Below are 21446 nucleotides of genomic sequence, written 5' to 3' on the forward strand. Positions count from 1 at the left end.
ACGAAGGACATCGTCGTCACGCGGCGAACCCGCCGAGAGTGGCGACGATGACCTTGCACTTCACAAACCTTTTCGATTTTTAACGCATTGTCTTTATTCAATACCTGACACCATGACGTCTTCCCGCAATGACTGTTTGGCCCTCGACGCGGCCGATCCGCTTGCCCCGCTGCGCGCACAATTCGACCTGCCGCAGGGCGTGATCTATCTCGATGGCAACTCACTGGGTGCGCGTCCGATCGCCTCGGCCAAGCGCGCGCAAGAAGTGATTACCGGTGAATGGGGCAACGGCCTGATTCGCAGCTGGAACGATGCCAACTGGTTTGCACTGCCGCGCACGCTGGGCGATGCGATGGCACCGATCGTCGGTGCCGGCAAGGGTGAAGTGGTGGTGACCGACACGACGTCGAGCAACCTCTTCAAGGTGATGGCTGCTGCGCTCGATGCGCAACGTACGCGCGCACCGCAACGCAAGGTGGTCGTCTCCGAGCGCAGCAACTTCCCGACCGATCTGTACATCGTGCAAGGCCTCACGCGCCTGCTCGACGACGGCTATTCGCTGCGCCTGATCGACTCGCCGGCCGAACTGGTGGGCGCGTTGGGCGATGACGTGGCCGTGGTACTGCTCACGCACGTGAACTACCGCACGGGCGCGATGTACGACATGGCGGCTCGCACGGCCGAGATTCACGCCGCCGGCGCACTCGCCGTGTGGGACCTGTGCCATTCGGCCGGCGCGGTGCCAGTCGACCTGAACGGCGCGAACGCCGACTACGCCGTGGGTTGCACGTACAAGTATCTGAACGGCGGCCCGGGCTCGCCCGCATTCGTGTGGGTGAACAAGCGTCATCAGGACACGTTCTGGCAACCGCTGTCGGGCTGGTGGGGTCACCGCACGCCGTTTGCCATGACGCCGGAATACACGCCGGACGACGGTATCGGCCGCTACCTCTGCGGCACGCAACCGATCGTCTCGCTCGCGCTCGTGCAATGCGGTCTGGACATCTTTGCGCAAACGTCGATGGAAGCACTGCGCCGCAAGTCGCTGGCCCTCACGGACCTGTTCATCAAGCTGGTGGAAGAACGTTGCGCCGAGTTCCCGCTCACGCTGGTGACGCCGCGCAACCACGCCGACCGTGGTTCGCAGGTGAGCTTCGAGCATCCGGAAGGTTTTGCCGTGATTCAGGCGCTGATCGCCCGTGGCGTGATCGGTGACTACCGCGAGCCGCGCATCATGCGCTTCGGCATGACGCCGCTGTACACGAGCTTTGCCGATGTGTGGGACTCGGTCGAGATTCTGCGCGACGTGCTCACCACCGGTTCGTGGGACAAGCCCGAATTCCATCGCCGTGGCACGGTGACCTAAGCAGGAGCAGTACGCATGACAAAGACCTCTACCCCCGCCAGCAACGTGCATGACCTCCCGGGCAAGGCGTCACAAGCGCCTGATGCGCCGCAGGGCGGTTGCCCGTTCGGACACGGCGCATCGGCCGACGCACCGGCGGCGGGCAGTGCTGCTGCGGCCTCGGCTGCTGGATCGACCGCATCGTCGACTGCTTCGTCGTCTGTCTCGGCGGGCGACTCGCAATGGCACGACGCCAAGCTCGACTTCTCGAAGAGCATGAGCTACGGCGACTATCTGTCGCTCGATCCGATTCTCAATGCGCAACATCCGCGCTCGACCGATCACAACGAGATGCTGTTCATCATTCAGCATCAGACGAGCGAGTTGTGGATGAAGCTGGCGCTCTACGAGTTGCAGGCTGCGCGCACGGCGGTGCACAACGACGCGCTGCCGCCTGCGTTCAAGATGCTCGCTCGTGTGTCGCGCATTCTTGAGCAGTTAGTGCAGGCGTGGAGCGTGCTCGCGACGATGACGCCATCGGAGTATTCGTCGATGCGTCCGTCGCTGGGTAGCTCATCGGGCTTCCAGTCGTACCAGTACCGCATTCTCGAGTTCATGCTGGGCAACAAGAACTCGGCGATGCTCAAGCCTCACGAGCATCGGCCGGACTTGTTCAAGCTAGTGGAAGCGGCGCTGAACGCGCCGTCGTTCTACGACGAGGTGGTGCGTTTGCTGGCGCGTCGCGGTTTTGCAATTTCCCCGGCGCGGCTCGATCGCGACTGGACGTTGCCGACGCCGCATGACGAGAGCGTGGAGGCGGCCTGGCTTGAGGTGTATCGCAACCCGTCGCAGCACTGGGAGCTTTACGAGATGGCCGAGGAACTGGTCGATCTCGAAGATGCGTTCCGTCAGTGGCGCTTCCGTCACGTGACGACGGTGGAGCGCATCATCGGCTTCAAGCAAGGGACGGGCGGCACCAACGGTGCCCCTTATCTGCGCAAGATGCTCGACGTGGTGCTGTTCCCGGAGCTTTGGCACGTGCGTACGTTGCTGTGAGCTTGCCGTGAGGTTGTTGTAATGCGGCAGTGAGGTTGTTGATGCCGGTGGCGTTGCTGCCGGCATTGTTCTATCGACGGCCCGGATCGTTCAGTCGAACATCCGGGCCGTGGTGATTTGGCGATCTGTTGATTACGCCTGCCCGGTCAGGCGTGCCGCCAGTTGTTTCAATCGCGGGCCGATTTCATCGCGGAACACCGCGTCGGGAATCGATGACGACGGGCCGCTGCAACTGATGGCCAGCCATCGGTTCTGCCGCACGTCGCGCAGCGGGACCGCCACCGCGTTCACCCCCTCGTGCCACTCGCGAAACGAGTAGCAGCAGCCTTCGCGCTTGTACGACTCCAGCCCCTTCTCCACGCTCGCCTCCAGCGCGGCCCAGCCAATATTGCGCAGCGCCGCCGGATTGGCGTCGTAAGCGTCGTGCAGGTCGGCCAGCATGGTCTCGCGCTCGGTCGGCGTCATCACCGCGAGGTAGACGCGCCCCATCGAACTCGTCAGCATGGACAGGCGTGAGCCGGCCGTCAGCCCCAGCGTGAGGTGCGCGGCGTCGCTGCGGATGGTTTCGAGGTACATCATGTCGAGTCCCTCGCGACAGCCGAGCGAAATCGAACACCCCATTTCCTTCGCCAGCGCGCGCATGTGCGGACGTGCAAGCGTCAACATGTCCGTGCCGTTCAGGAAGGCGTAGCCGAGTGCCAGCACACCGGCGTCGAGTGCGTATTTGCCAAGATCGACGTCGTAACGCAGATAGCCCAGTTCGGTGAGCGTGTACGCCAGCCGGCTCACGGTCGCCTTCGGCAACCCGGTGCGCGCCGCAAAGTCGCGGTTGCCGAGCAATGCGTCGTCAGGACCGAATGCCCGCAGTAACTCAAGGCCCCGCGCGAGCGCCGTCACGAACTTGCGCTCATCATGCGACGGCGGCACACCATGCGCCGGCGCCCCGGCAAAGGCAGACAAAGACGTTTTGACCACAGCCATCGCACACTCCGCGTCAAGAAATAAAGGACGGCCGGTGCGCGCACCAGCCGTTGCCCGACAAAAAACTTTAGTGTTAAACTAACTTCGATTTCAGAACATTGTTCCGCATTGCGGAACTTTCGTCAAGACGTCGATTTCCGCAAACTCGCTGAATCGACACAGGTCGCGAGACTGTTTTTCGAGGACATCGGAGGAGATAGGTCATGGCAGGCAACGCACAATTTCATTGGGAAGATCCGCTGTTGCTCGACGCACAGCTCACCAGCGACGAGCGCATGATTCGTGACGCCGCTGCGGCGTACTCGAACGACAAGCTCATGCCGCGCGTGCTCGAGGCATTCCGTCACGAACGCACCGACGCCGCGATCTTCCGCGAAATGGGTGAAATCGGCCTGCTCGGCCCGACGATTCCCGAGGAGTATGGCGGCCCGGGCCTGAGCTACGTGGCGTACGGTCTGATCGCGCGCGAAGTGGAGCGTGTCGACTCGGGTTACCGCTCGATGATGTCGGTGCAGTCGTCGCTCGTGATGGTGCCGATCTATGAATTCGGCAGCGAAGCACAGAAGCAGAAGTACCTGCCGAAGCTGGCCAGCGGCGAGTGGATCGGCTGTTTCGGCCTGACCGAACCGAACCACGGCTCGGACCCGGCCGGCATGATCACCCGCGCGAAGAAGGTCGCTGGCGGCTTCGAGCTGAGCGGCAGCAAGATGTGGATCACCAATTCGCCGATCGCCGATGTCTTCGTCGTGTGGGCGAAGCTCGCTGACGAGAACGGCGAAGAAAAGATTCGCGGCTTTATTCTGGAAAAGGGCTGGAAGGGTCTGTCGGCCCCGGCAATCCACGGCAAGGTGGGTTTGCGCGCGTCGATCACCGGCGAAATCGTGCTGGATCAAGTGTTCGTGCCGGAAGAAAACCTGATGCCGGGTGTCTCGGGACTGAAGGGTCCGTTCACCTGCCTGAACTCGGCACGTTACGGCATTGCGTGGGGCGCGCTGGGTGCCGCCGAATACTGCTGGCACACGGCACGTCAATACGTGCTCGATCGTCAGCAGTTTGGCCGCCCGCTTGCCGCCAACCAACTGATTCAGAAGAAGCTCGCCGACATGCAGACCGAAATTACGCTGGGCCTGCAAGGCTGCCTGCGTCTGGGTCGCATGAAGGACGACGGCACGGCTGCGGTCGAGATCACCTCGATCATGAAGCGCAACTCGTGCGGCAAGGCCCTCGACGTGGCACGTCTCGCGCGTGACATGCTCGGCGGCAACGGCATCTCGGACGAATTCGGCATCGCGCGCCACCTCGTGAACCTCGAAGTGGTCAACACGTACGAAGGCACGCACGACATCCACGCGCTGATTCTGGGCCGCGCCCAAACGGGTATTCAGGCGTTCTTCTGATCGTCTGCCGATCCTCTCGCAGGATCAAAAGCGCGAACCGTATGCACTAGCGGTATGGTTCGCGCTTTGCCCGACTTGTCGGGTACGCGTCGTTCTCAGGCCGCGTGTTGCGGGCCGTCAATCCCCCGAGCAACGGCGCGTACCCGACAAGCAGTCATGCCGACTGAAAAGCTAGTGGCAGACCGGGTAAGACGCGGACTGCATGGCCGAGCAAGTAGCCGGTGGAAGATCCACCTGCAAAACAAAAAGCCAGCTCTCTCGAGCTGGCTTTTTTTGTGTCCGCCGGTGGCCTCGCCACCGGGTACGCACGGCCGATTACTTGTTCGGTTGCGGCGTCAGACGCAGGTACGGACGCACGGCCTTGTAGCCCTTCGGGAATTTTTCCTTAAGCACGGCTTCGTCCTTGAGCGACGGCACGATCACCACGTCTTCGCCATCTTTCCAGTTGCCCGGGGTGGCGACCGAGTAGTTGTCGGTCAGTTGCAGCGAGTCGATGACGCGCAGGATTTCGTCGAAGTTGCGGCCCGTGCTTGCCGGGTAGGTGATGATCAGGCGCACCTTCTTCTTCGGATCGATCACGAACAACGAGCGCACCGTCACGGTTTCGCTGGCGTTCGGGTGGATCATGTCATACAGCTGCGAAACCTTGCGGTCGGCGTCAGCCAGGATCGGGAAGTTGACCGAGGTGTTCTGCGTTTCGTTGATATCGCTGATCCAGCCCTTGTGCGACTCGGCATCGTCCACCGACAAAGCGATGGCCTTGACGTTACGCTTTTCGAACTCGCCTTTCAGTTTGGCGGTCAGACCCAGTTCGGTCGTGCACACCGGCGTGTAGTCGGCCGGGTGGGAGAACAGAACGCCCCAGCCATTGCCGAGGTATTCGTGAAACTTGATAGTGCCAACCGACGAGTCCTGCTCGAAGTCGGGAGCGATGTCACCCAAACGCAAAGTCATTTACGGTCTCCTTGAGATCCTTCAACTGAGTGGGGTAAAGACTAAAGGATGCTAAGCTTTGCAAGAACGAATAAAAAATTGGTTGCAAATAAGAATTGGAAATATAGCGCCGCAACGGCTGTTGTTTTCTGGCAACGACACGTTGAAAGCGTTACGATAACCCCCATATCCAACCTTAGCCCTTTTTGCATTGACTCCCAAGGCAATTGGGTGACGACTTTGTCGCAAGTGCATACCAACTAGGAGAAGTTCATGACGGACATCAAAACCGTATTGGCTGACGCCGAAGACCTGCTCAAGCAAGCCGCGAACACGACCGGCGAACGCGCATCCGAGCTGAGCGACAAGGCATTGGCGCTGCTCAAGCAAGCGAAGGAAAAAGCCTCCGACGTGCAAGTCGTCGTGGTGGAAAAGAGCAAGCAAGCGGCCCGCGTGACCGACGACTACGTGCACGATCATCCGTGGCAAGCCGTGGGCATCGCCGCCGGTATCGGCGTGGTGATCGGCCTGTTGCTCAACCGCAAGTAAGCTGTTGTCAGTCAGTGTTGCGTCGGCGGTTGCCGGCGCGAACGGTTCACAGCACCGCTGACTAGCTGCCCGCTACTCGCTATTCGCCCACTCAGTCTGAAGCGGAGCTCGCCTGACCCAGCGCCATGGCGCAAAGGTTCGGGCGGCCCGCCGAGCCCAGCCCATGACCGACAATGATCGCACGACCCCGCCGCGGCCCTCGCTGCGGCGCATCGCCGGCGCGTTGCTCGAGATCGTCCAGTCGCGCATCGAACTGATCGGCATCGAACTCACCGAGGAAAAAGAGCGCCTGATGGGTGTGGCCTTCCTTGGCCTTGCCGCGATGCTCTTTGGCGTTCTCTCGCTCGTCTCGCTGACCGCCCTGGTCATCGTGGTGTTCTGGGACACGTATCGTCTCCAGGCGATGACCGGCATTTTCATCGTGTATCTGCTGCTCGCCTTGTGGTGCGCACTGCGCGCACGCAATATCCTGCGCGATGCCCCGATGCCGTTCGAGGCCACGCTGGCCGAGTTCGAAAAGGACCGCGACGCCCTGCGTCCGGACTGAAGGAGACCGCCCCGTGCCGCTAGAACCCAATCGCACCCGGCGCCAGCGCCCCTCGCGGCGCTCGCGTCACGACCTGCTGGCGATTCGCAAGGAACTGGTACTCACTCGTATCGCCGTCGAACGCGCCGAGTTGATTCAGGTAACGCACAACACGCGCGAACGCCTGCGCAATTTCCGCTGGATGCGCTATTTGCTGCCCGGCGGCCTCTCGAAGCTCAGCGGCCTCGGTGGCCTTGGCGGGCTCGCCGGCTCCGGCCTGAAGCTCGGCGGCCTGCTTGAACGCTACCCGCTCGTCAGCTCCGTCGCGTCCATCGCACTGACCGGTTTGTCGCATACGCCGGTCGGGCGCGTCGTACGCCGTGGCCTCAAGTGGGGCGGCCTTGGTGTGCTGGCTTATCAAGGCTTCAAGATGTGGCAGCAATCGAAGACGCCGGGCGATACCACCGATGGTGCCTCCTCAACGACAGCCACCACCGGGCAATCGAACACAGCCGGGAGTACGACTTCGACGCGTACCACCAAGCCCGGCGCGAACGATGGCGGGGCGCCGCCGCTCATTTAGCTCGCGCGTCCTTAGCAGGCTCGTCCTTTCATCTCCCATGCTTTGAACCCGTCGGCCGACGCCTCGTGCGTCGGCCGATGTGTTTTCACGTCATCGTCGAACTCATACGTCGCAAGCCATCGCCACGCGCGGCCGCCCGTAGGCGTTAAAGGTGATGCGAATGCACCGCTCGTGGCCGCGGATCTCGATGTTTCCCGATAGCCACCCTCCCTTCTCGACCCGCATGAATCCGTTTTCTTCGAATGCCACCACCGGCTGCTGGTAGAGCGACCATGTCGTCTTGATGTCCACACCGCTCGGCAACGGGGCGTAGCGGGCCAGGTAACGCTCGCCGGCGTCGTGGCGATCGTTGAGGTTATCGTCAATGAACGTCACCCATCCGCTGTTCCATTGCTTGCCATCGTGAGGGGCGATGGTCACCCGGCGGTGTCGCCCCAACGCTTCCGCTTTCGCCGTATTGATCGCGGCAAGCAGCGCGCGCGCCGTGATCTCGACCGCCACCCGATTGCGAACCGCCTGTATCGACGGCGCGGCTGCCAGCATGGCGATCGCCAACACGGCCGTCACCACCACGCACTCCAGCAAGGTGATGCCGCGCGAACGCTTCGGACGATCACCGGTTTCGATCATCGCCCCCTCCCCCAACCGCCCCAGCGGCCCTGCTCTCCACGCCCTCCACGCCCGCCGCGATCACTCCGGTCATTACGCACCTCGGGCGAAGAACGCTGCCAGACCGTCACCTCACGCCAGTTCAGTCGCCGTGACGTGAATACGGATACCGCCCCGCTGGCGGCACCTTCCGGGGCCGACGCACGCCTGACCTCATAGATCGCCTGCAAATACACGTTCGTGCCCGGCAGGTCGGCATACCCCACCGCACTGACCCGGTACCGACGCGGCAACGTATCCCGCTTCCCGGATTCCGTCGGCACGATTGACCCAGCCGCTCGGGCACCACCGCCGATGGCGATGGCGAGCGCTTCCGGCGCATAAGCGATCCGCTCGACAAAGTACCGTCCGCGTGACGATTCACTCGTCGTGTCGCGACTGTCCCAGCGCATCGTCTGCCAGCGTCGCGCGCGAGCCAGCGGCCAATCGATACGGTTCTCGGGCGCAAGGATGCCGTATGGGCCAGCGGCATCGTCTCGTGCCGAGGCAATGTCCACCGCATTTGCGTCGTGAGTCAGCCAGTGCCGCGCCTCGGAGAGTGCACCCTCCGCCGCCGCAAACGCGCGCGCCCGATCATTCGTGTACTCCGCGAAGCGACCCGACAACTGGCGATGATGTGAGCCCGACGCCGCCAACGTCATGAGCGCCGCCAGCCACATCATGAGGAAGACGCCAACCACGCGGCCTCCTTGCCGAAGCCGCCGTCGTTGCGTCGATGCGCGATGGCCGTAAACACATGCAGGTGGAACTGACCCGCATCGGGAAGCCGCTTGTACATCCCCCCGCCAGACTTCGCGTCGAAGACCTCGACCACGCGTGCGATGCCTTTCTTCGCGCCCGCACGAGGCGCGCCACGCAGTACAAGCGAAAAAGCCACCGCCTCGACGTCTTCCCAATCGCGTATGCCAATGGGCACGAGAGGTGGCTTTCCTCGTGCACTTTTCACCGGATCAATCCAGAACATCCGTTCTCCGCCGAGAACGCGACTGCCACCACCGCGCACACCCAATCGCACATACATCGCCTCGACGCCCGCCACCAACACCTGCCCCGACTTCAGCTTCGACGGCATTTTTTCCGGGTCGTTGTATCGGCAGAACAGCGACGGCGAGCCATCCTCGCCCTTGGCGACGTAGAAAATGTTGATATGTCGATCGTTTGAGTAGAAGGTCGTTGGCGCGCGTTTCCCGCCGCAGTTCTGAATCGCACCGTTACCGGGTTTCACACCAGCCCCGTGGTACTGCACTTCCATGAGTGCGCTCCCCTGCCAGCCCCGGCGTGGACATGTCTCAATGCTGTTCGCGCATTCGTCCGCAGCACGAAGTGAAATCCAATCACGCTTGCCTGTGGGGGGCGGCATCGCACCGCCTTCCATCGGATCCCAGTTGCGATAGCCCGCCATCTGGACGGCACGCGTGAGTTGCGTCAGCGCAAAGACGGCGCGTTGCTGTACGTCCAGCCGCGCTACCTGCACGCGCCAGAGCCTGAGGCCCGCGAGATAGATGGCGATGGCGGCCATCACCACCAACAGACCTAATGGCATCGCAAGCGTGAGTTCCAGCAGCGTGAAACCCCTCGCATGCCGCGCGCCGAAGGGGCACCGACGCCGACCAGTGACAAAAAGTCTCATGACAGCTCCCCGCTTTGCTGCACACCGTCGGCAATCGCCGAAGCTTGCTGTGGCATGCCGTCGACTGCCTGCCAGTTAGCGAATCCACCGGCACCGGCAAGCAGCACCGACGCCATGAACATCACTTCGAGCAACGCGGCGCCGCGCATTCGCGCGCGGTGGGCGCGGGTACGTCGCAGGCCCGCCAGCCTGCCGGGCGACGACGCATCTCGCTGCCCGGCAGCCGCGGGCTTACATGGCACAGGCAGCGCCGATAGCGCTGGTCGTGTTAGTCGTGCTGGTGCGGGGAGTGCTGCCAGCGCCGTCCGCCCGGCATCTGGCCGACTTCCCGGCTGCTCCGTAGGCCCGACGTGATTTACCCGTGCCGCATGCGCCAAGCGTTGCAGCGCGCTTTTCGACACGTCGCGCGGCGTCAGCACGACGACCCTGCGCCCCTTCCCACGGGCAGCATCGCGCTGCGTCTTCCGGTCGGACCGGCGCTGTTGATGTCTGCGATCCTGTTGCATGCTTCGCTACCTCGTTGGGTGAATAACGCGTTCATCGTCGCTCCGCACACGTCTCACGCCAATCAGACACCACCGCAAAAACCACCGCTCCATACGCGCCCGCACTCCGCAAACACAATGCACCACAGTGGACACAGGGGCCACATCAAGGCACATCCACATCCGTCCGGGCAAAAAAAAAACGGCGACCAAAGTCGCCGTTCCTTCTCACGCGAAAACCATCGAGACCGTCAACAACGGCAGCAACAACCGCCGCCTCACGACCTCAACGTTTCGCGATCAGCCCTGCTTGAGCGTTTCGATCAGCTCGACGTACGCTTGTTGCACGTCGTCTTTCGTCTTGCCCTTGAGCATTTCCCACGCGTCGTACTTGGCGCGGCCGACGAAATCCATCGCGCCCGGACGTGCGCCCGACACGTCGCCTTCCGTGCCTTGCTTGTACAGCGCGTAAATGCGCAGCAGCGTGAGATTGTCGGGGCGTTCGGGCAGCGTCTTGGACTGTGCCACTGCCTCGTCGAAACGGGCTTGAAGATCGCTCATGGTGTCTCTCCCTGGAAAAACGGTCAGCTTATAAGTGCACCGCGCGTCGATTGCCATCACTTGCGTCGACGCCCGGTGTGTTGCGAATACAACTGGGGCAAGGATAACGATGAAGCCTCACGCGAGGTAGAGGCCAGCGTAGAACCCTGCGTCTAAACCTCTCGGGAACTGTGAGCATTTCGCTGGCGTTGTATCACTACGTTACGCGCACGCACGCGTCAGAACGACACGCGAACCAACCCGTGCACCGCGCGTCGTCAACGCCACACGCACGCGCAAATGAAAAACGCCCGGCGAGTTGCCGGGCGTCTCACACTACAAGTCTTGCAGGCTGGCGAGACAATCGCGCGCCGAAAATTTACATCGGCAAGACGTCTCGCGGTGCCATTACGACACGATCACGACGCGATCACGACACCATCACGACGCCGATGCTGCCGGTGCCGATGCGGCGTTGGCGTTCGCCGGGACGGTACGCTCTTCCCAACCGCCGCCGAGCGCCTTGTACAGCGTCACGAGGTTGGTCCAGCGGGCCAGACGCGTCGCGATCAGCGACTGCTGCGCCGTGTACAGCGAGCGCTGCGAAACCAGCGCATTCAGGTAGCTGTCCACGCCGTTGCGGTAGCGCAGATCCGAGAGCTTGTAGCTCTCGTCGCTCGCCTTCACGAGCGACTCTTGCGCCGACACCTGATCGTCGAGCGTGCCGCGTGCGGCCAGCCCGTCCGAGACTTCGCGGAACGCCGTCTGAATCGACTTCTCGTACTGCGCGATGTCGATACGCTTTTGCACCTTGGCCAATTCGAGGTTGGCGATGTTCTGCCCGCCCGCGAAGATCGGCAACGTGATGGTCGGCGCAAACGCCCACGCACCCTGACCACCCTTGAACAAGTTGCTCAACGACGCGCTCGCCGTGCCCGCGCTCGCGGTGAGCGAGATCGACGGGAAGAACGCCGCACGTGCCGCGCCAATGTTGGCGTTGGCACCCTTGAGCGTGTGCTCGGCAGCCGTAATGTCCGGGCGGCGCAGCAGCAGATCGGACGGCAGACCCGCCGGCAGATCGGCCAACAGCCCTTGCCCGTCGAGCGGACGCCCTGACGGCAGATCGGCCGGCAACGGCTGGCCGATGAGCAGCGTCAGCGCGTTCTCGTCCTGTGCGACCTGACGCGTGTACTGCGCAAAGTTCGCACGCGCCGTATCGACCGGCGTCTGCGCCTGACGCAGATCCAGCCCGGAGGCCGTGCCCACGTCAAAACTGCGCTTGGTCAGGTCGTACGACGATTGCTGGCTCTTGAGCGTGTCGGACGTGAGCTTGAGCAGTTCCTGATCGGCCAGCAACGTCAGATACGCCGAAGCGACTTCCGACACCAGCGTGATCTGCGCAGCCTTCGCGTTGTCTTCGGTCGAAAGGTACGTCTCCAACGCCTGATCCTTCAGGCTCTGGATACGACCGAACAGATCGAGTTCATACGACGTGAAGCCCACACCGACCTGATAGCTGCGGCTGATGCCCGCACGCCCCGACGACGACAGGTCAGCCGGTGAACGCTGCACCGAACCCTGCCCTGCCACGCCAACGTTCGGCAGCAACGCCGCACGCTGGATCTGATACTGCGCGCGCGCAGCATCCACGTTCAACATCGAGACTCGCAGATCGCGGTTGTTCTCCAACGCGATCTCGATCAGCTTCTGCAAACGCGGATCGGTAAAGAAGTCGCGCCAGCCCAGCTCGGCCGCGATGACCGCATTGCGATCGGTCGCGCCGTTCTGGTTGGCCGCACCAGGCGTCTTGTAAGCCGGGCCAGTGGGGAACGTCGTGGAGACCGGTGCCTCGGGCCGCTCATAGTGCGGCGCGAGGGTACAGCCTGCCAGGAACGCTGCCGCCAAGGCAATCGGCAATGCTTTGTGCTTCATAGGTCAGTTTCCTTCCTTGGCGGGGCCTTCGGGCGCGTCCGGTGCTTCATGACGGGCTTCCGGATGTTCCACGGTGTCCAGGTTTTCATGAGCGAAGCGCTTGCGCACCAGCACGAAGAAGACAGGCACGTAGTAGATCGCGAGGAACGTTGCCGCCAGCATACCGCCGATCACGCCGGTACCGATAGCGTGCTGCGAAGCCGAGCCGGCACCGTTGGAAATCGCGAGCGGCAGCACCCCGAGAATGAACGCCATCGACGTCATCAGAATCGGTCGCAGACGCAGTCGCACGGCTTCCATCGTCGCTTCCATCAGTGTGCGGCCCTGCATTTGCAGATCCTTGGCGAATTCCACGATCAGAATCGCGTTCTTCGCCGACAGACCCACGGTCGTCAACAGACCCACCTGGAAGTACACGTCGTTCGACAACCCCCGCAGCGACGCAGCCAACAGTGCACCCAACACACCCAGCGGCACCACCAGAATCACCGAGAACGGAATCGACCAGCTCTCATACAACGCGGCCAGACACAAGAACACGATCAGGATCGAGATGGCGTACAGCGCCGGTGCCTGCGAGCCGGAAATGCGCTCTTCAAACGACAGCCCCGTCCATTCCAGACCGATACCCGGCGGGAGATCCTTGGCAATCTCCTCGACCGCCTTCATGGCGTCACCGCTCGACTTGCCCGGCGCAGGCATGCCCTGAATTTCCACTGCCGGCACACCGTTGTAGCGCTCCAGACGTGGCGAGCCGTAAGTCCACTTGCCGGTTGCGAAGGCCGAGAACGGCACCATCGTCCCGCTGGCGTTACGTACGAAGAGTTTGTTGATGTCCTGCGGCAGCATGCGGTCCTTTGCCTCTGCCATCACGTACACCTTCTTCACACGGCCACGGTCGATAAAGTCGTTGACGTACGACGAACCCCACGACGCCGAGAGCGTGCTGTACACGTCGGCAATCGACAGGCCCAGCGCAGACGCCTTTTCTTCGTCGACGTCCACCTTGTACTGTGGCGTGTCGTCGAGACCGTTCGGACGCATGTTCGCGAGGTTCGGGTTCTTCGCCGCCGCACCCAGCATCTGGTTACGTGCCGCCATCAACGCATCGTGGCCGAGACCCGCGCGATCTTGCAGTTCGAAGTCGATACCGCCCGCGTTACCCAGTTCAGGCACCGACGGCGGGTTGATCGCGAAGATCATGGCGTCCTTCACGCTTGCAAAAGCCTGATAGGAGCGCGCAATCACCGCCTGCACCTTGAGGTCGGACGACTGACGGTCTTCCCACGGACGCAGCATCGTGAAGGCCAGACCCACGTTCTGACCACGGCCGTTGAAGCCGAAGCCGGTCACCGTGAAGATCGAACGCACGGCGTCCTTTTCCTTCTCGAGGTAGTGCTTCTCGACCTGCTTCATGACTTCGAGCGTGCGCTCTTGCGTCGCGCCCGGCGGCAACTGCACCAGGTTGAAGAAGTAGCCCTGATCTTCATCCGGCAAGAAGGCCGTCGGCATGCGCACGAACAGGAAACCCACCGCCGCCACGATCACCACGTAGACGATCATCAGCGGTGCGCTGCGCTTGAGAATGCGCTCGACCTGGCTCTGATACTTCTTCGAACCCTTGTCGAACGTGCGGTTGAACCAGCCGAAGAAGCCGCGCTTCTCGTGCACTTCGCCCTTCTTGATCGGCTTGAGAATCGTCGCGCACATGGCCGGCGTGAGCACGATAGCCACCAGCACCGACAACGCCATGGCCGCCACGATGGTCAGCGAGAACTGGCGATAAATAGCGCCCGTCGAGCCGCCGAAGAACGCCATCGGCACGAACACGGCCGAGAGCACCAGCGCCACGCCGACCAGTGCACCGATGATCTGGTCCATGGCCTTCTTGGTCGCTTCCTTCGGACTCAGCCCCTCTTCGGCCATCACCCGCTCGACGTTTTCCACCACCACGATGGCATCGTCGACGAGCAGACCAATGGCGAGCACCAACCCGAACATCGATAGCGTGTTGATCGAGAAACCTGCCGCGCCCATGATGCCGAACGTACCCAGCAACACGACCGGCACGGCAATCGTCGGGATGATCGTCGCCCGCAGGTTTTGCAGGAACAGATACATCACGAGGAACACGAGCACGATACCTTCGATGAGGGTCTTGATCACTTCCTCGATCGAGATCTTCACGAACGGCGTGGTGTCGTACGGGTAGTCGACCTTCATGCTGGGCGGGAAGTACGGCTCCAGCTCGGTGACGGCCTGCTTGACGGCAGTTGCCGTTTGCAGCGCGTTGGCACCGGTGGCCAGCGTAATGGCCAGACCGGCAGCGGGCTTGCCGTTGTAGCGTGCCACCACCTGATACGACTCACCGCCGAGTTCGATACGCGCGACGTCGCCCAGACGAACCTGCGAGCCGTCCTTGTTCACCTTCAGCAGAATCTTGCGGAACTGCTCCGGCGTTTGCAGACGGCTTTGGGCCGTCACGGTGGCGTTAAGCTGCTGCCCCTTGACTGCCGGTGCACCGCCCAGCTCACCCGCCGAAATCTGCACGTTCTGCGACTGAATCGCGTTCGAAACGTCGATAACCGTCAGGTTGTAGCCGTTGAGCTTCTGCGGATCGACCCAGACACGCATGGCGTACTGCGAGCCGAACAGCTGCACCTGACCCACGCCGTTCACACGGCTGATCGGATCCTGCACGTTGGCTGCGATGTAGTTCGCCAAGTCGATGTCGGTCATCTGACCGTCGTCGGAATACGCACCGATCACCAGCAAGAAGTTCTTGGTCGCCTTGGCCACCTTGATACCTTGCTGTTGCACCTGCTGCGGCAGCAGCGGCGTGGCAAGTTGCAGTTTGTTCTGCACCTGCACCTGTGCGATGTCGGGGTTCGTGCCCTGCGAGAAGGTCAGCGTGATCTGTGCCGTACCCGAGCCGTCAGACGTCGACGACATGTACTCGAGGTTGTCGATCCCGTTCATCTGCTGCTCGATCACCTGCGTAACCGTATCCTGCACGGTCTGCGCCGAAGCGCCCGGGTAGGTCGCGGTGATCTGCACCGAAGGCGGTGCGATGGGCGGATATTGCGAGACCGGCAGCTTCAGGATCGAAAGCGCACCGGCCAGCATGATGACAATCGCGATCACCCACGCAAAAATCGGGCGATCGATAAAAAACTTTGCCATGAATAAGGCTCCGCGTTATTGAGCTTTGGCGGCCGAAGCAGCACTCGCCTGCGTGGCAGGGTCGGCAGCAGCCGGTGCGCTGGCACCCGCCGGCGCCGGCGCAGCGCCCGGCAGTTGCGCCGGCACGGCCTTCACCGGTGCGCCCGGACGCGCCTTTTGCAGACCCGAAACGATCACCTGTTCGCCCGCAGACAGACCCGACGTCACCAGCCACTTGTCGCCGATCGCACGATCGGTCACCAGTTGGCGCAGTTCGGCCTTGCCTTCCTTGTTCACGACGAGCGCGGTCGGCTGGCCCTTCTGGTCACGCGTGACGCCTTGTTGCGGCACCAGCAACCCGCCTTCCTTCACACCCTCGGCCAGCTTGGCGTGCACGAACATACCCGGCAGCAACTCGCGGTTGGGGTTCGGGAAGATCGCGCGCACGGTCACCGAGCCGGTCGTCTGGTCGACGGTGATGTCCGAGAATTGCAGCTTGCCGTCCAGCGGATACTTGGTGCCGTCTTCCAGCGTCAGTTCCACCTTGGCAGCGTTCGGACCCGCGCTTTGCAGCTTGCCATCGGCCAGTGCGCGACGCAGACGCAGGCCATCGGCGGCCGATTGCGTCACGTCCACGTACATCGGATCGATCTGCTGCACCGTGGTCATCAGCGTGGCCGCGCCCGACTGCACGTACGCGCCTTCGGTCACTTGCGACAGCCCCGTGCGGCCCGTAATCGGGGCCGGCACGTCGGTGTAGCCAAGGTTGATGCGCGCCGTATCGACGGCAGCCTTGCCGGCAGCAACGTCGGCATCGGCTTGCAGAGCGGCGGCCACAGCGTTGTCGTAATCCTGCTTCGACACGGCTTCGACGGCCACCAGCGACTTGTAACGGTCGGCCAGCAGCTTGGTGGATGCCTGATTCGCCACAGCCTTGGCGAGGGTCGCCTTGGCGTTCTCGTAGGCGGCCTGATAGGTGGCCGGATCGATCTTGTACAGACGCTGTCCTGCCTTGACCTCGCCGCCTTCAGTGAAGTCGCGCTTGAGCACGATGCCGTCGACGCGCGCACGCACGTCGGCGACGCGGTAGGGCGAGGTGCGTCCGGGCAGGTCGGTCGTCAGTGTTACGTTCTGAGGTTGCAGCGTCACGACGCCGACTTCCGGCACCATGCCCTGCGGCTGCTGCGGCTTCTTGCCGCACGCGGCCAGGGTCAAAACCGCGAGTGCCACGGCAGTGACCATCCCCAGTGAACTTCTCTTGACGTGCATATACGCCCCCGATAAATGGAATGCGGTCAAACAAAATGACAAGTAACCAGTACGTTGCGACGATTGCGACGGCGAAGGCCGGTCCGCAATCCCATCGCACATAGGCGGGCAAGCGAGTGTCAGGCAACGGGTCACCGGACGGCGGCGAACCGGTAGCGCAGATGATCGGGGGTGAGCCCGGATCGCTACCGGTCGCGTGCCCCAGCGCGGCATTCACCGCCAGTGCTGGCACTCGTGTGGATCGTCGAACAGGCTCCGGGACACCAGGTGACAGACAACAGCCGCGAGCGGCTCCCCTCTGTCGGATCGCCCCCTCGGGCCCCTTCAGGTGTTTCCCGTAGTCGAAGGAGCTTAAATGGTCCCTGTGCAATAGAGCAAGCGGCTGCTATTATAGATACATTCATGAATGTATGTAAATCGCATTGCGTCGCACCATAAAGCGGCGCGGTTTACATCACCTTCCACAATTTCCGCTGTTCCCGTGACACGACGATGGCCCGCAGAACCAAAGAGGAAGCGATAGAGACGCGCAACCTGTTGCTCGACACCGCAGAGACGGTGTTCGCACAGAAGGGCGTGTCGCGCACATCGCTGGCCGACATCGCCGAAGCCGCCGGCCTCACCCGCGGCGCGATTTACTGGCACTTCAAGAACAAGATCGACCTCTTCAACGCGATGACGGACCGTATCCGTCTGCCGATGGAGCGCATGATCGACGAAGAATGTGCCGAACCCGAGCACGGCGACCCGATGGTGCGCATGCACGATATCTGCAAGCTGGTACTCAAGGAAACGGCGCGCAACGAGCGTCGCCGCCGCGTGCTCGACATTCTGTTCCACAAGTGTGAATACACCAACGAGATGCTCTCGGTGCTCGATCGTCAGCGCGAAGCTTGCGCCGACGGCAAGCAGCGCATCATGCGCGATATGGAACGGGCCATTGAGCGCGGCCAACTGCCCGCGCGGCTCGACACCCGGCGCGCCGCGATCATGCTGCACGCACTGGTGGTCGGCATGATGTCGGACTGGCTGTTCCTGCCCGACTACGATCTCGGCCTGGAGTGCGACGCCATCGTCGACGGGTTCTTTGACATGCTGCGCACCAGCCCCGCCATGCTGCGGCCCGGCGCGCCGGCGAAAACGGCAGCTATGGCGTAACGAATCGCCCGAATCGCCCGAATCGCCCGAATCGCCCGAATCGTTCGACTCCCGATTTAGTACATATATTAATTAGCAGGCACCCTTCGCGGTGCCTGCTTTTTTTGATGAGTACGGGATGCGCGCGGACGCAGCATTTCATCTGCCGTCCCGAATATTCGAGATCCGCATGCGGTGTTACCGCGCCGAAATCCATTCGGACGCCGTGATACTTCGTATACCTGTACAGCGTCGCACCGTTATATATAATCCTACACAACGCGACGCACCATCATGGCGCCGATGCCATGGCGCGCTCACTGCTGTCTTGCAGCGATTGCGCCGCAATTTCGCAGTGTCCCCGTTGCACCACCGTTGCAATTTCGCAACTGCGTTTGCAACGCGATTGCGTGGACATCGCCCGCGCAGCGTTCGGATTTCGCACGACTTCGCAAGACCATCAAGCCACTACATGCTGGAGACCACCCTGTGAAAGCTGTCGTTACTGCTACGCCCAACAAGCCCCAAGCCGCCCATTCGCGCGTGACGCTGCGCCGCGCACTGGGCACCGCCGCCATCGGCGCGAGCCTGCTGTTCGCCGGTCAGGCCGCCGCTCAGCAAGTGTTCGCCGCGGCCAGCATGAAAGACGCGCTCGACGATCTGTCCGCCGCCTACACCAAGGAAACCGGCAAGAAGCCGGTGCTCGTGTACGGCGCCAGCTCCACGCTCGCCCGCCAGATCGAAAAGGGGGCACCGGCCGACCTTTTCATCTCGGCCGACCAGGACTGGATGGACTACGCGCAAAAGCATGACCTGATCGACACGGCATCGCGTCGCAATCTGCTGGGTAACGAACTCGTACTGATCGCCCCGACGACCACGTCGGGTGACGTGGACCTGAAGCCGGGCGTCGACCTCGACGGCAAGCTGGGCAACGGCAAGCTCGCCATGGGCGATCCGGCCCACGTGCCCGCAGGCCTCTACGGCAAGGCCGCGCTCGAAAAGCTGGGCGTCTGGTCGAAGGTGCAAGGCAAGGTCGCCGCTGCCGACAACGTACGTAACGCGCTGTTGCTGGTGGCTCGCGGCGAAGCGCCGTACGGCATCGTGTACAAGACGGATGCGAACGCCGAGAAGCGCGTGCGTATCGCCGGCACGTTCCCCGCCGACAGCCACGCCCCGATCGTCTATCCGGTCGCCGTGACGAAGCAGGCCGATCGCGCAGCCGCCGATCCGTTCTACAAGTTCATCACGACGCCGGCCGCCCTCGCGACCTTCCAGCGTTACGGCTTCACGCGTCCGTAATTCGCGTCTGTAAGATTAGCGAACCCAGACCGGGACTGTCCTCGACAGCCCCGGTTTTGCCATGTGCGCCTGCCACGGCGCACATGGCACCCATTCACGCGGATCCTTTCAAGGTGTGCTCGCCGTATGTCCATGAGTCTTACCCCGGAAGAATGGGGCATCGTCGAACTCAGTTTGCGCGTCGGCCTATGGGGCACGTTGTGCAGCCTGCCCTTCGCCTACGCAGCGGCCTGGTTGCTCGCGCGCCGGAATTTCCCCGGCAAGGCGCTGCTCGATGCCATCCTCCACCTGCCGCTCGTGCTGCCGCCCGTCGTCGTGGGTTTTGCGCTGCTGGTGTTGTTCGGCGCGCAAGGTGCCATCGGGAAACTGCTGCGCGAGTGGTTCAACCTCACGTTCGCGTTTCGCTGGACGGGTGCCGCGCTCGCAGCCGGGGTGATGGGTTTTCCGCTACTCGTGCGAGCCATCCGGCAGGCGCTCGAAGCGTCAGACACCAAACTCGAACAAGCGGCGCAAACGCTCGGTGCCGGACCGTGGCTGACGTTCCTGACGGTCACGCTGCCGCTCACGGCCACCGGTGCGTTGCACGGCTTCGTGCTGGCATTCGCACGAGCGCTGGGTGAGTTCGGCGCCACCATCACCTTCGTCTCGAATATTCCCGGGCAGACACAGACGCTGCCGCTGGCGATCTACACGGCAACGCAGGTGCCCGACGGCGACGCGATGGTCTGGCGCCTGTGCGCCATTTCCGTCGTGCTGGCCGTCGCCACGCTCATTTTCTCTGAAGTGCTGATTCGCTTCGGTAATCGCAAGGCGCTTGGTTATGACGGTTGAAGTTCGCCTCCAACATCGCTTCGGCGCGTTCCAGCTCGACGCCGAATTCGCCGCCGGCATGGGCGTCACGGCGCTGTTCGGGCCGTCCGGCAGTGGCAAGAGCACGGTCGTCAATGCCGTCTCCGGTCTGCTGAAACCGGAGGCCGGGCGCATCGTCGTCGGCGACGACGTGCTCTTCGACAGCGCCGCCGGTATCGCGCTGCCAACGTGGCGGCGCCGCATCGGCTACGTGTTTCAGGACGCACGTCTGCTGCCGCATCTCACCGTGCGTCAGAACCTGCTGTTCGGCCGTTGGCTGCGACGTCGCGACGTGAGCGCGGCAGGCACCGGCGCGATTGCGCTCGACCACGTCGTCGAAGTGCTCAATCTCGGCCATCTGCTCAGCCGTCGTCCCGGTGCCCTGTCGGGCGGCGAAAAACAACGTGTGGGTATCGGCCGTGCGCTGTTGTCGTGCCCGCGCTTGTTGCTCATGGACGAGCCGCTTGCCTCGCTTGATCACTCGCGACGCATGGAAGTGCTCGATTACCTGAACCGCATCCGGCACGAACTGAAGTTGCCGGTGCTCTACGTCACGCACTCGCTTGACGAAGTGATGCGCCTGGCCGATCAGGTGGTGTTGTTCCGTGAGGGCCGCACGATCTCGCAGGGCAATCCGGCCGATGTGCTCAATCTGCATCGCGATGCGCTCGACGGCGCCGCCGAAGCGCCGGGGACGGTGCTGGAAACCAAGGTGGTCGCGCACGACGCCGCGTACGGGCTGACCGAGCTTGCCGTCAATGGCAGCGCCACGATTCGCCTGCGCGTGCCGCGCGTGAGCGGTGAAGCGGGCGACGTCTGCCGGATTCTGGTGCGCGCTCGCGATGTGGCCGTCGCCACGGAGCCGCCGACGCGAACCAGCGTGTTGAACGTGTTGCCGGCCCGCGTCAGCGCGCTACGCGATCTCGGCGATTCGGTGGAAGTGCAAACCACGCTGCCCGACGGCACGCCGATGCATGCGCGCATCACGCGTTTCTCCGCCGATCAACTGCAACTCGCGCCGGCGCGCGAGGTGTACCTGCTGATCAAGTCGGTCGCCCTCACGCGCTGACAAAGCGTCAACAAGAAAGCGCCAACACACCG

20 protein-coding genes are annotated in these 21446 nt (G+C 62.8%); 10 read left to right on the forward strand and 10 right to left on the reverse strand.

What is annotated here, in order from left to right; translation table 11 throughout:
- Nucleotides 1-112 precede the first annotated feature (112 nt).
- The gene (kynU, locus tag CDV44_RS26290; RefSeq protein ID WP_087691576.1) at nt 113-1366 is read left to right on the forward strand and encodes a kynureninase; all 1254 of its coding nucleotides are present in this window, start codon (nt 113-115) and stop codon (nt 1364-1366) included.
- Between the two features lie 15 nt (nt 1367-1381).
- Nucleotides 1382-2401, forward strand: coding sequence for a tryptophan 2,3-dioxygenase (gene kynA, locus CDV44_RS26295; RefSeq protein WP_087691577.1), 1020 nt, complete (start codon nt 1382-1384; stop codon nt 2399-2401).
- 132 nt (nt 2402-2533) lie between these two features.
- Here kynA and CDV44_RS26300 read toward each other — a convergent pair whose 3' ends face one another.
- Complete coding sequence (locus CDV44_RS26300) at nt 2534-3382, reverse strand: IclR family transcriptional regulator (protein ID WP_249277740.1); 849 nt, start codon at nt 3380-3382, stop codon at nt 2534-2536.
- A gap of 203 nt (nt 3383-3585) precedes the next feature.
- Between CDV44_RS26300 and CDV44_RS26305 the strand changes: the two genes are divergently transcribed.
- Entirely contained in the window at nt 3586-4779 is a 1194-nt protein-coding gene (locus tag CDV44_RS26305) for an acyl-CoA dehydrogenase (protein ID WP_058377669.1), read from the forward strand.
- Between the two features lie 315 nt (nt 4780-5094).
- On the opposite strand, the gene CDV44_RS26310 is transcribed toward CDV44_RS26305, so the two are convergent.
- Entirely contained in the window at nt 5095-5733 is a 639-nt protein-coding gene (locus tag CDV44_RS26310; RefSeq protein WP_058377668.1) for a peroxiredoxin, read from the reverse strand.
- Nucleotides 5734-5985: 252 nt separating this feature from the next.
- On the opposite strand from CDV44_RS26310, the gene CDV44_RS26315 reads away from it, so the two are divergent.
- The 3 genes from CDV44_RS26315 (at nt 5986) to CDV44_RS26325 (ending at nt 7370) form a co-directional block, all read left to right on the forward strand.
- Nucleotides 5986-6261 carry a YqjD family protein gene (locus tag CDV44_RS26315; RefSeq protein WP_087691578.1) on the forward strand — a complete coding sequence of 92 codons (276 nt, stop codon included), beginning with the start codon at nt 5986-5988 and terminating at the stop codon, nt 6259-6261.
- 163 nt (nt 6262-6424) lie between these two features.
- Complete coding sequence (locus tag CDV44_RS26320; RefSeq protein ID WP_087691579.1) at nt 6425-6808, forward strand: phage holin family protein; 384 nt, start codon at nt 6425-6427, stop codon at nt 6806-6808.
- A gap of 13 nt (nt 6809-6821) precedes the next feature.
- Nucleotides 6822-7370 carry a DUF3318 domain-containing protein gene (locus CDV44_RS26325; RefSeq protein WP_087691580.1) on the forward strand — a complete coding sequence of 183 codons (549 nt, stop codon included), beginning with the start codon at nt 6822-6824 and terminating at the stop codon, nt 7368-7370.
- A 102-nt stretch (nt 7371-7472) separates the two neighbouring features.
- Here CDV44_RS26325 and CDV44_RS26330 read toward each other — a convergent pair whose 3' ends face one another.
- The 8 genes from CDV44_RS26330 to CDV44_RS26360 all read right to left on the reverse strand — a co-directional run bounded on the left by CDV44_RS26330 (nt 7473) and on the right by CDV44_RS26360 (nt 17057).
- Entirely contained in the window at nt 7473-8000 is a 528-nt protein-coding gene (locus CDV44_RS26330; protein WP_087691581.1) for a GspH/FimT family pseudopilin, read from the reverse strand.
- The gene (locus CDV44_RS26335; protein ID WP_141118813.1) at nt 7997-8719 is read right to left on the reverse strand and encodes a hypothetical protein; all 723 of its coding nucleotides are present in this window, start codon (nt 8717-8719) and stop codon (nt 7997-7999) included. The genes CDV44_RS26330 and CDV44_RS26335 overlap by 4 nt, the downstream gene beginning before the upstream one ends.
- Nucleotides 8698-9669 carry a PilW family protein gene (locus CDV44_RS26340; protein ID WP_087691583.1) on the reverse strand — a complete coding sequence of 324 codons (972 nt, stop codon included), beginning with the start codon at nt 9667-9669 and terminating at the stop codon, nt 8698-8700. The genes CDV44_RS26335 and CDV44_RS26340 overlap by 22 nt, the downstream gene beginning before the upstream one ends.
- Nucleotides 9666-9911 (reverse strand): hypothetical protein, encoded by a 246-nt coding sequence (locus tag CDV44_RS27880; protein ID WP_141118814.1) that lies wholly within the window; start codon nt 9909-9911, stop codon nt 9666-9668. The genes CDV44_RS26340 and CDV44_RS27880 overlap by 4 nt, the downstream gene beginning before the upstream one ends.
- A gap of 543 nt (nt 9912-10454) precedes the next feature.
- Nucleotides 10455-10715: an acyl-CoA-binding protein gene (locus CDV44_RS26345; RefSeq protein ID WP_058377662.1), complete on the reverse strand. Its 261-nt coding sequence runs from the start codon at nt 10713-10715 to the stop codon at nt 10455-10457.
- Nucleotides 10716-11135: 420 nt separating this feature from the next.
- Nucleotides 11136-12626 (reverse strand): AdeC/AdeK/OprM family multidrug efflux complex outer membrane factor, encoded by a 1491-nt coding sequence (adeC, locus tag CDV44_RS26350; RefSeq protein WP_058377661.1) that lies wholly within the window; start codon nt 12624-12626, stop codon nt 11136-11138.
- Nucleotides 12627-12629: 3 nt separating this feature from the next.
- Nucleotides 12630-15809: an efflux RND transporter permease subunit gene (locus CDV44_RS26355; RefSeq protein ID WP_087691584.1), complete on the reverse strand. Its 3180-nt coding sequence runs from the start codon at nt 15807-15809 to the stop codon at nt 12630-12632.
- Between the two features lie 15 nt (nt 15810-15824).
- Nucleotides 15825-17057 (reverse strand): efflux RND transporter periplasmic adaptor subunit, encoded by a 1233-nt coding sequence (locus tag CDV44_RS26360; RefSeq protein ID WP_087691585.1) that lies wholly within the window; start codon nt 17055-17057, stop codon nt 15825-15827.
- Between the two features lie 492 nt (nt 17058-17549).
- Here CDV44_RS26360 and CDV44_RS26365 point away from each other — a divergent pair, with 492 nt between their 5' ends.
- From CDV44_RS26365 to modC, 4 genes are all read left to right on the forward strand, one after another.
- Nucleotides 17550-18215, forward strand: a complete 666-nt coding sequence (locus tag CDV44_RS26365) for a TetR family transcriptional regulator (RefSeq protein WP_087691586.1) — start codon at nt 17550-17552, stop codon at nt 18213-18215.
- A 468-nt stretch (nt 18216-18683) separates the two neighbouring features.
- Nucleotides 18684-19496: a molybdate ABC transporter substrate-binding protein gene (modA, locus tag CDV44_RS26370; RefSeq protein ID WP_249277741.1), complete on the forward strand. Its 813-nt coding sequence runs from the start codon at nt 18684-18686 to the stop codon at nt 19494-19496.
- Between the two features lie 126 nt (nt 19497-19622).
- Nucleotides 19623-20327, forward strand: coding sequence for a molybdate ABC transporter permease subunit (modB, locus tag CDV44_RS26375; protein ID WP_237172081.1), 705 nt, complete (start codon nt 19623-19625; stop codon nt 20325-20327).
- Nucleotides 20317-21414 carry a molybdenum ABC transporter ATP-binding protein gene (modC, locus tag CDV44_RS26380; RefSeq protein ID WP_087691587.1) on the forward strand — a complete coding sequence of 366 codons (1098 nt, stop codon included), beginning with the start codon at nt 20317-20319 and terminating at the stop codon, nt 21412-21414. The genes modB and modC overlap by 11 nt, the downstream gene beginning before the upstream one ends.
- Nucleotides 21415-21446 lie beyond the last annotated feature (32 nt).

The organism is Pandoraea sp. PE-S2R-1, assembly GCF_002179865.1.
Taxonomy (GTDB): Bacteria; Pseudomonadota; Gammaproteobacteria; order Burkholderiales; family Burkholderiaceae; genus Pandoraea.

What these genes read in the sequence shown, in the direction of transcription:
- kynU (WP_087691576.1), top strand. Translation starts at nt 113, where the DNA reads ATGACGTCTTCCCGCAATGACTGTTTGGCCCTCGACGCGGCCGATCCG.
- kynA (WP_087691577.1), top strand. Translation starts at nt 1,382, where the DNA reads ATGACAAAGACCTCTACCCCCGCCAGCAACGTGCATGACCTCCCGGGC.
- CDV44_RS26300 (WP_249277740.1), bottom strand. Translation starts at nt 3,382, where the DNA reads ATGGCTGTGGTCAAAACGTCTTTGTCTGCCTTTGCCGGGGCGCCGGCG.
- CDV44_RS26305 (WP_058377669.1), top strand. Translation starts at nt 3,586, where the DNA reads ATGGCAGGCAACGCACAATTTCATTGGGAAGATCCGCTGTTGCTCGAC.
- CDV44_RS26310 (WP_058377668.1), bottom strand. Translation starts at nt 5,733, where the DNA reads ATGACTTTGCGTTTGGGTGACATCGCTCCCGACTTCGAGCAGGACTCG.
- CDV44_RS26315 (WP_087691578.1), top strand. Translation starts at nt 5,986, where the DNA reads ATGACGGACATCAAAACCGTATTGGCTGACGCCGAAGACCTGCTCAAG.
- CDV44_RS26320 (WP_087691579.1), top strand. Translation starts at nt 6,425, where the DNA reads ATGACCGACAATGATCGCACGACCCCGCCGCGGCCCTCGCTGCGGCGC.
- CDV44_RS26330 (WP_087691581.1), bottom strand. Translation starts at nt 8,000, where the DNA reads ATGATCGAAACCGGTGATCGTCCGAAGCGTTCGCGCGGCATCACCTTG.
- CDV44_RS26340 (WP_087691583.1), bottom strand. Translation starts at nt 9,669, where the DNA reads ATGAGACTTTTTGTCACTGGTCGGCGTCGGTGCCCCTTCGGCGCGCGG.
- CDV44_RS26345 (WP_058377662.1), bottom strand. Translation starts at nt 10,715, where the DNA reads ATGAGCGATCTTCAAGCCCGTTTCGACGAGGCAGTGGCACAGTCCAAG.
- adeC (WP_058377661.1), bottom strand. Translation starts at nt 12,626, where the DNA reads ATGAAGCACAAAGCATTGCCGATTGCCTTGGCGGCAGCGTTCCTGGCA.
- CDV44_RS26355 (WP_087691584.1), bottom strand. Translation starts at nt 15,809, where the DNA reads ATGGCAAAGTTTTTTATCGATCGCCCGATTTTTGCGTGGGTGATCGCG.
- CDV44_RS26360 (WP_087691585.1), bottom strand. Translation starts at nt 17,057, where the DNA reads ATGCACGTCAAGAGAAGTTCACTGGGGATGGTCACTGCCGTGGCACTC.
- CDV44_RS26365 (WP_087691586.1), top strand. Translation starts at nt 17,550, where the DNA reads ATGGCCCGCAGAACCAAAGAGGAAGCGATAGAGACGCGCAACCTGTTG.
- modB (WP_237172081.1), top strand. Translation starts at nt 19,623, where the DNA reads ATGTCCATGAGTCTTACCCCGGAAGAATGGGGCATCGTCGAACTCAGT.
- modC (WP_087691587.1), top strand. Translation starts at nt 20,317, where the DNA reads ATGACGGTTGAAGTTCGCCTCCAACATCGCTTCGGCGCGTTCCAGCTC.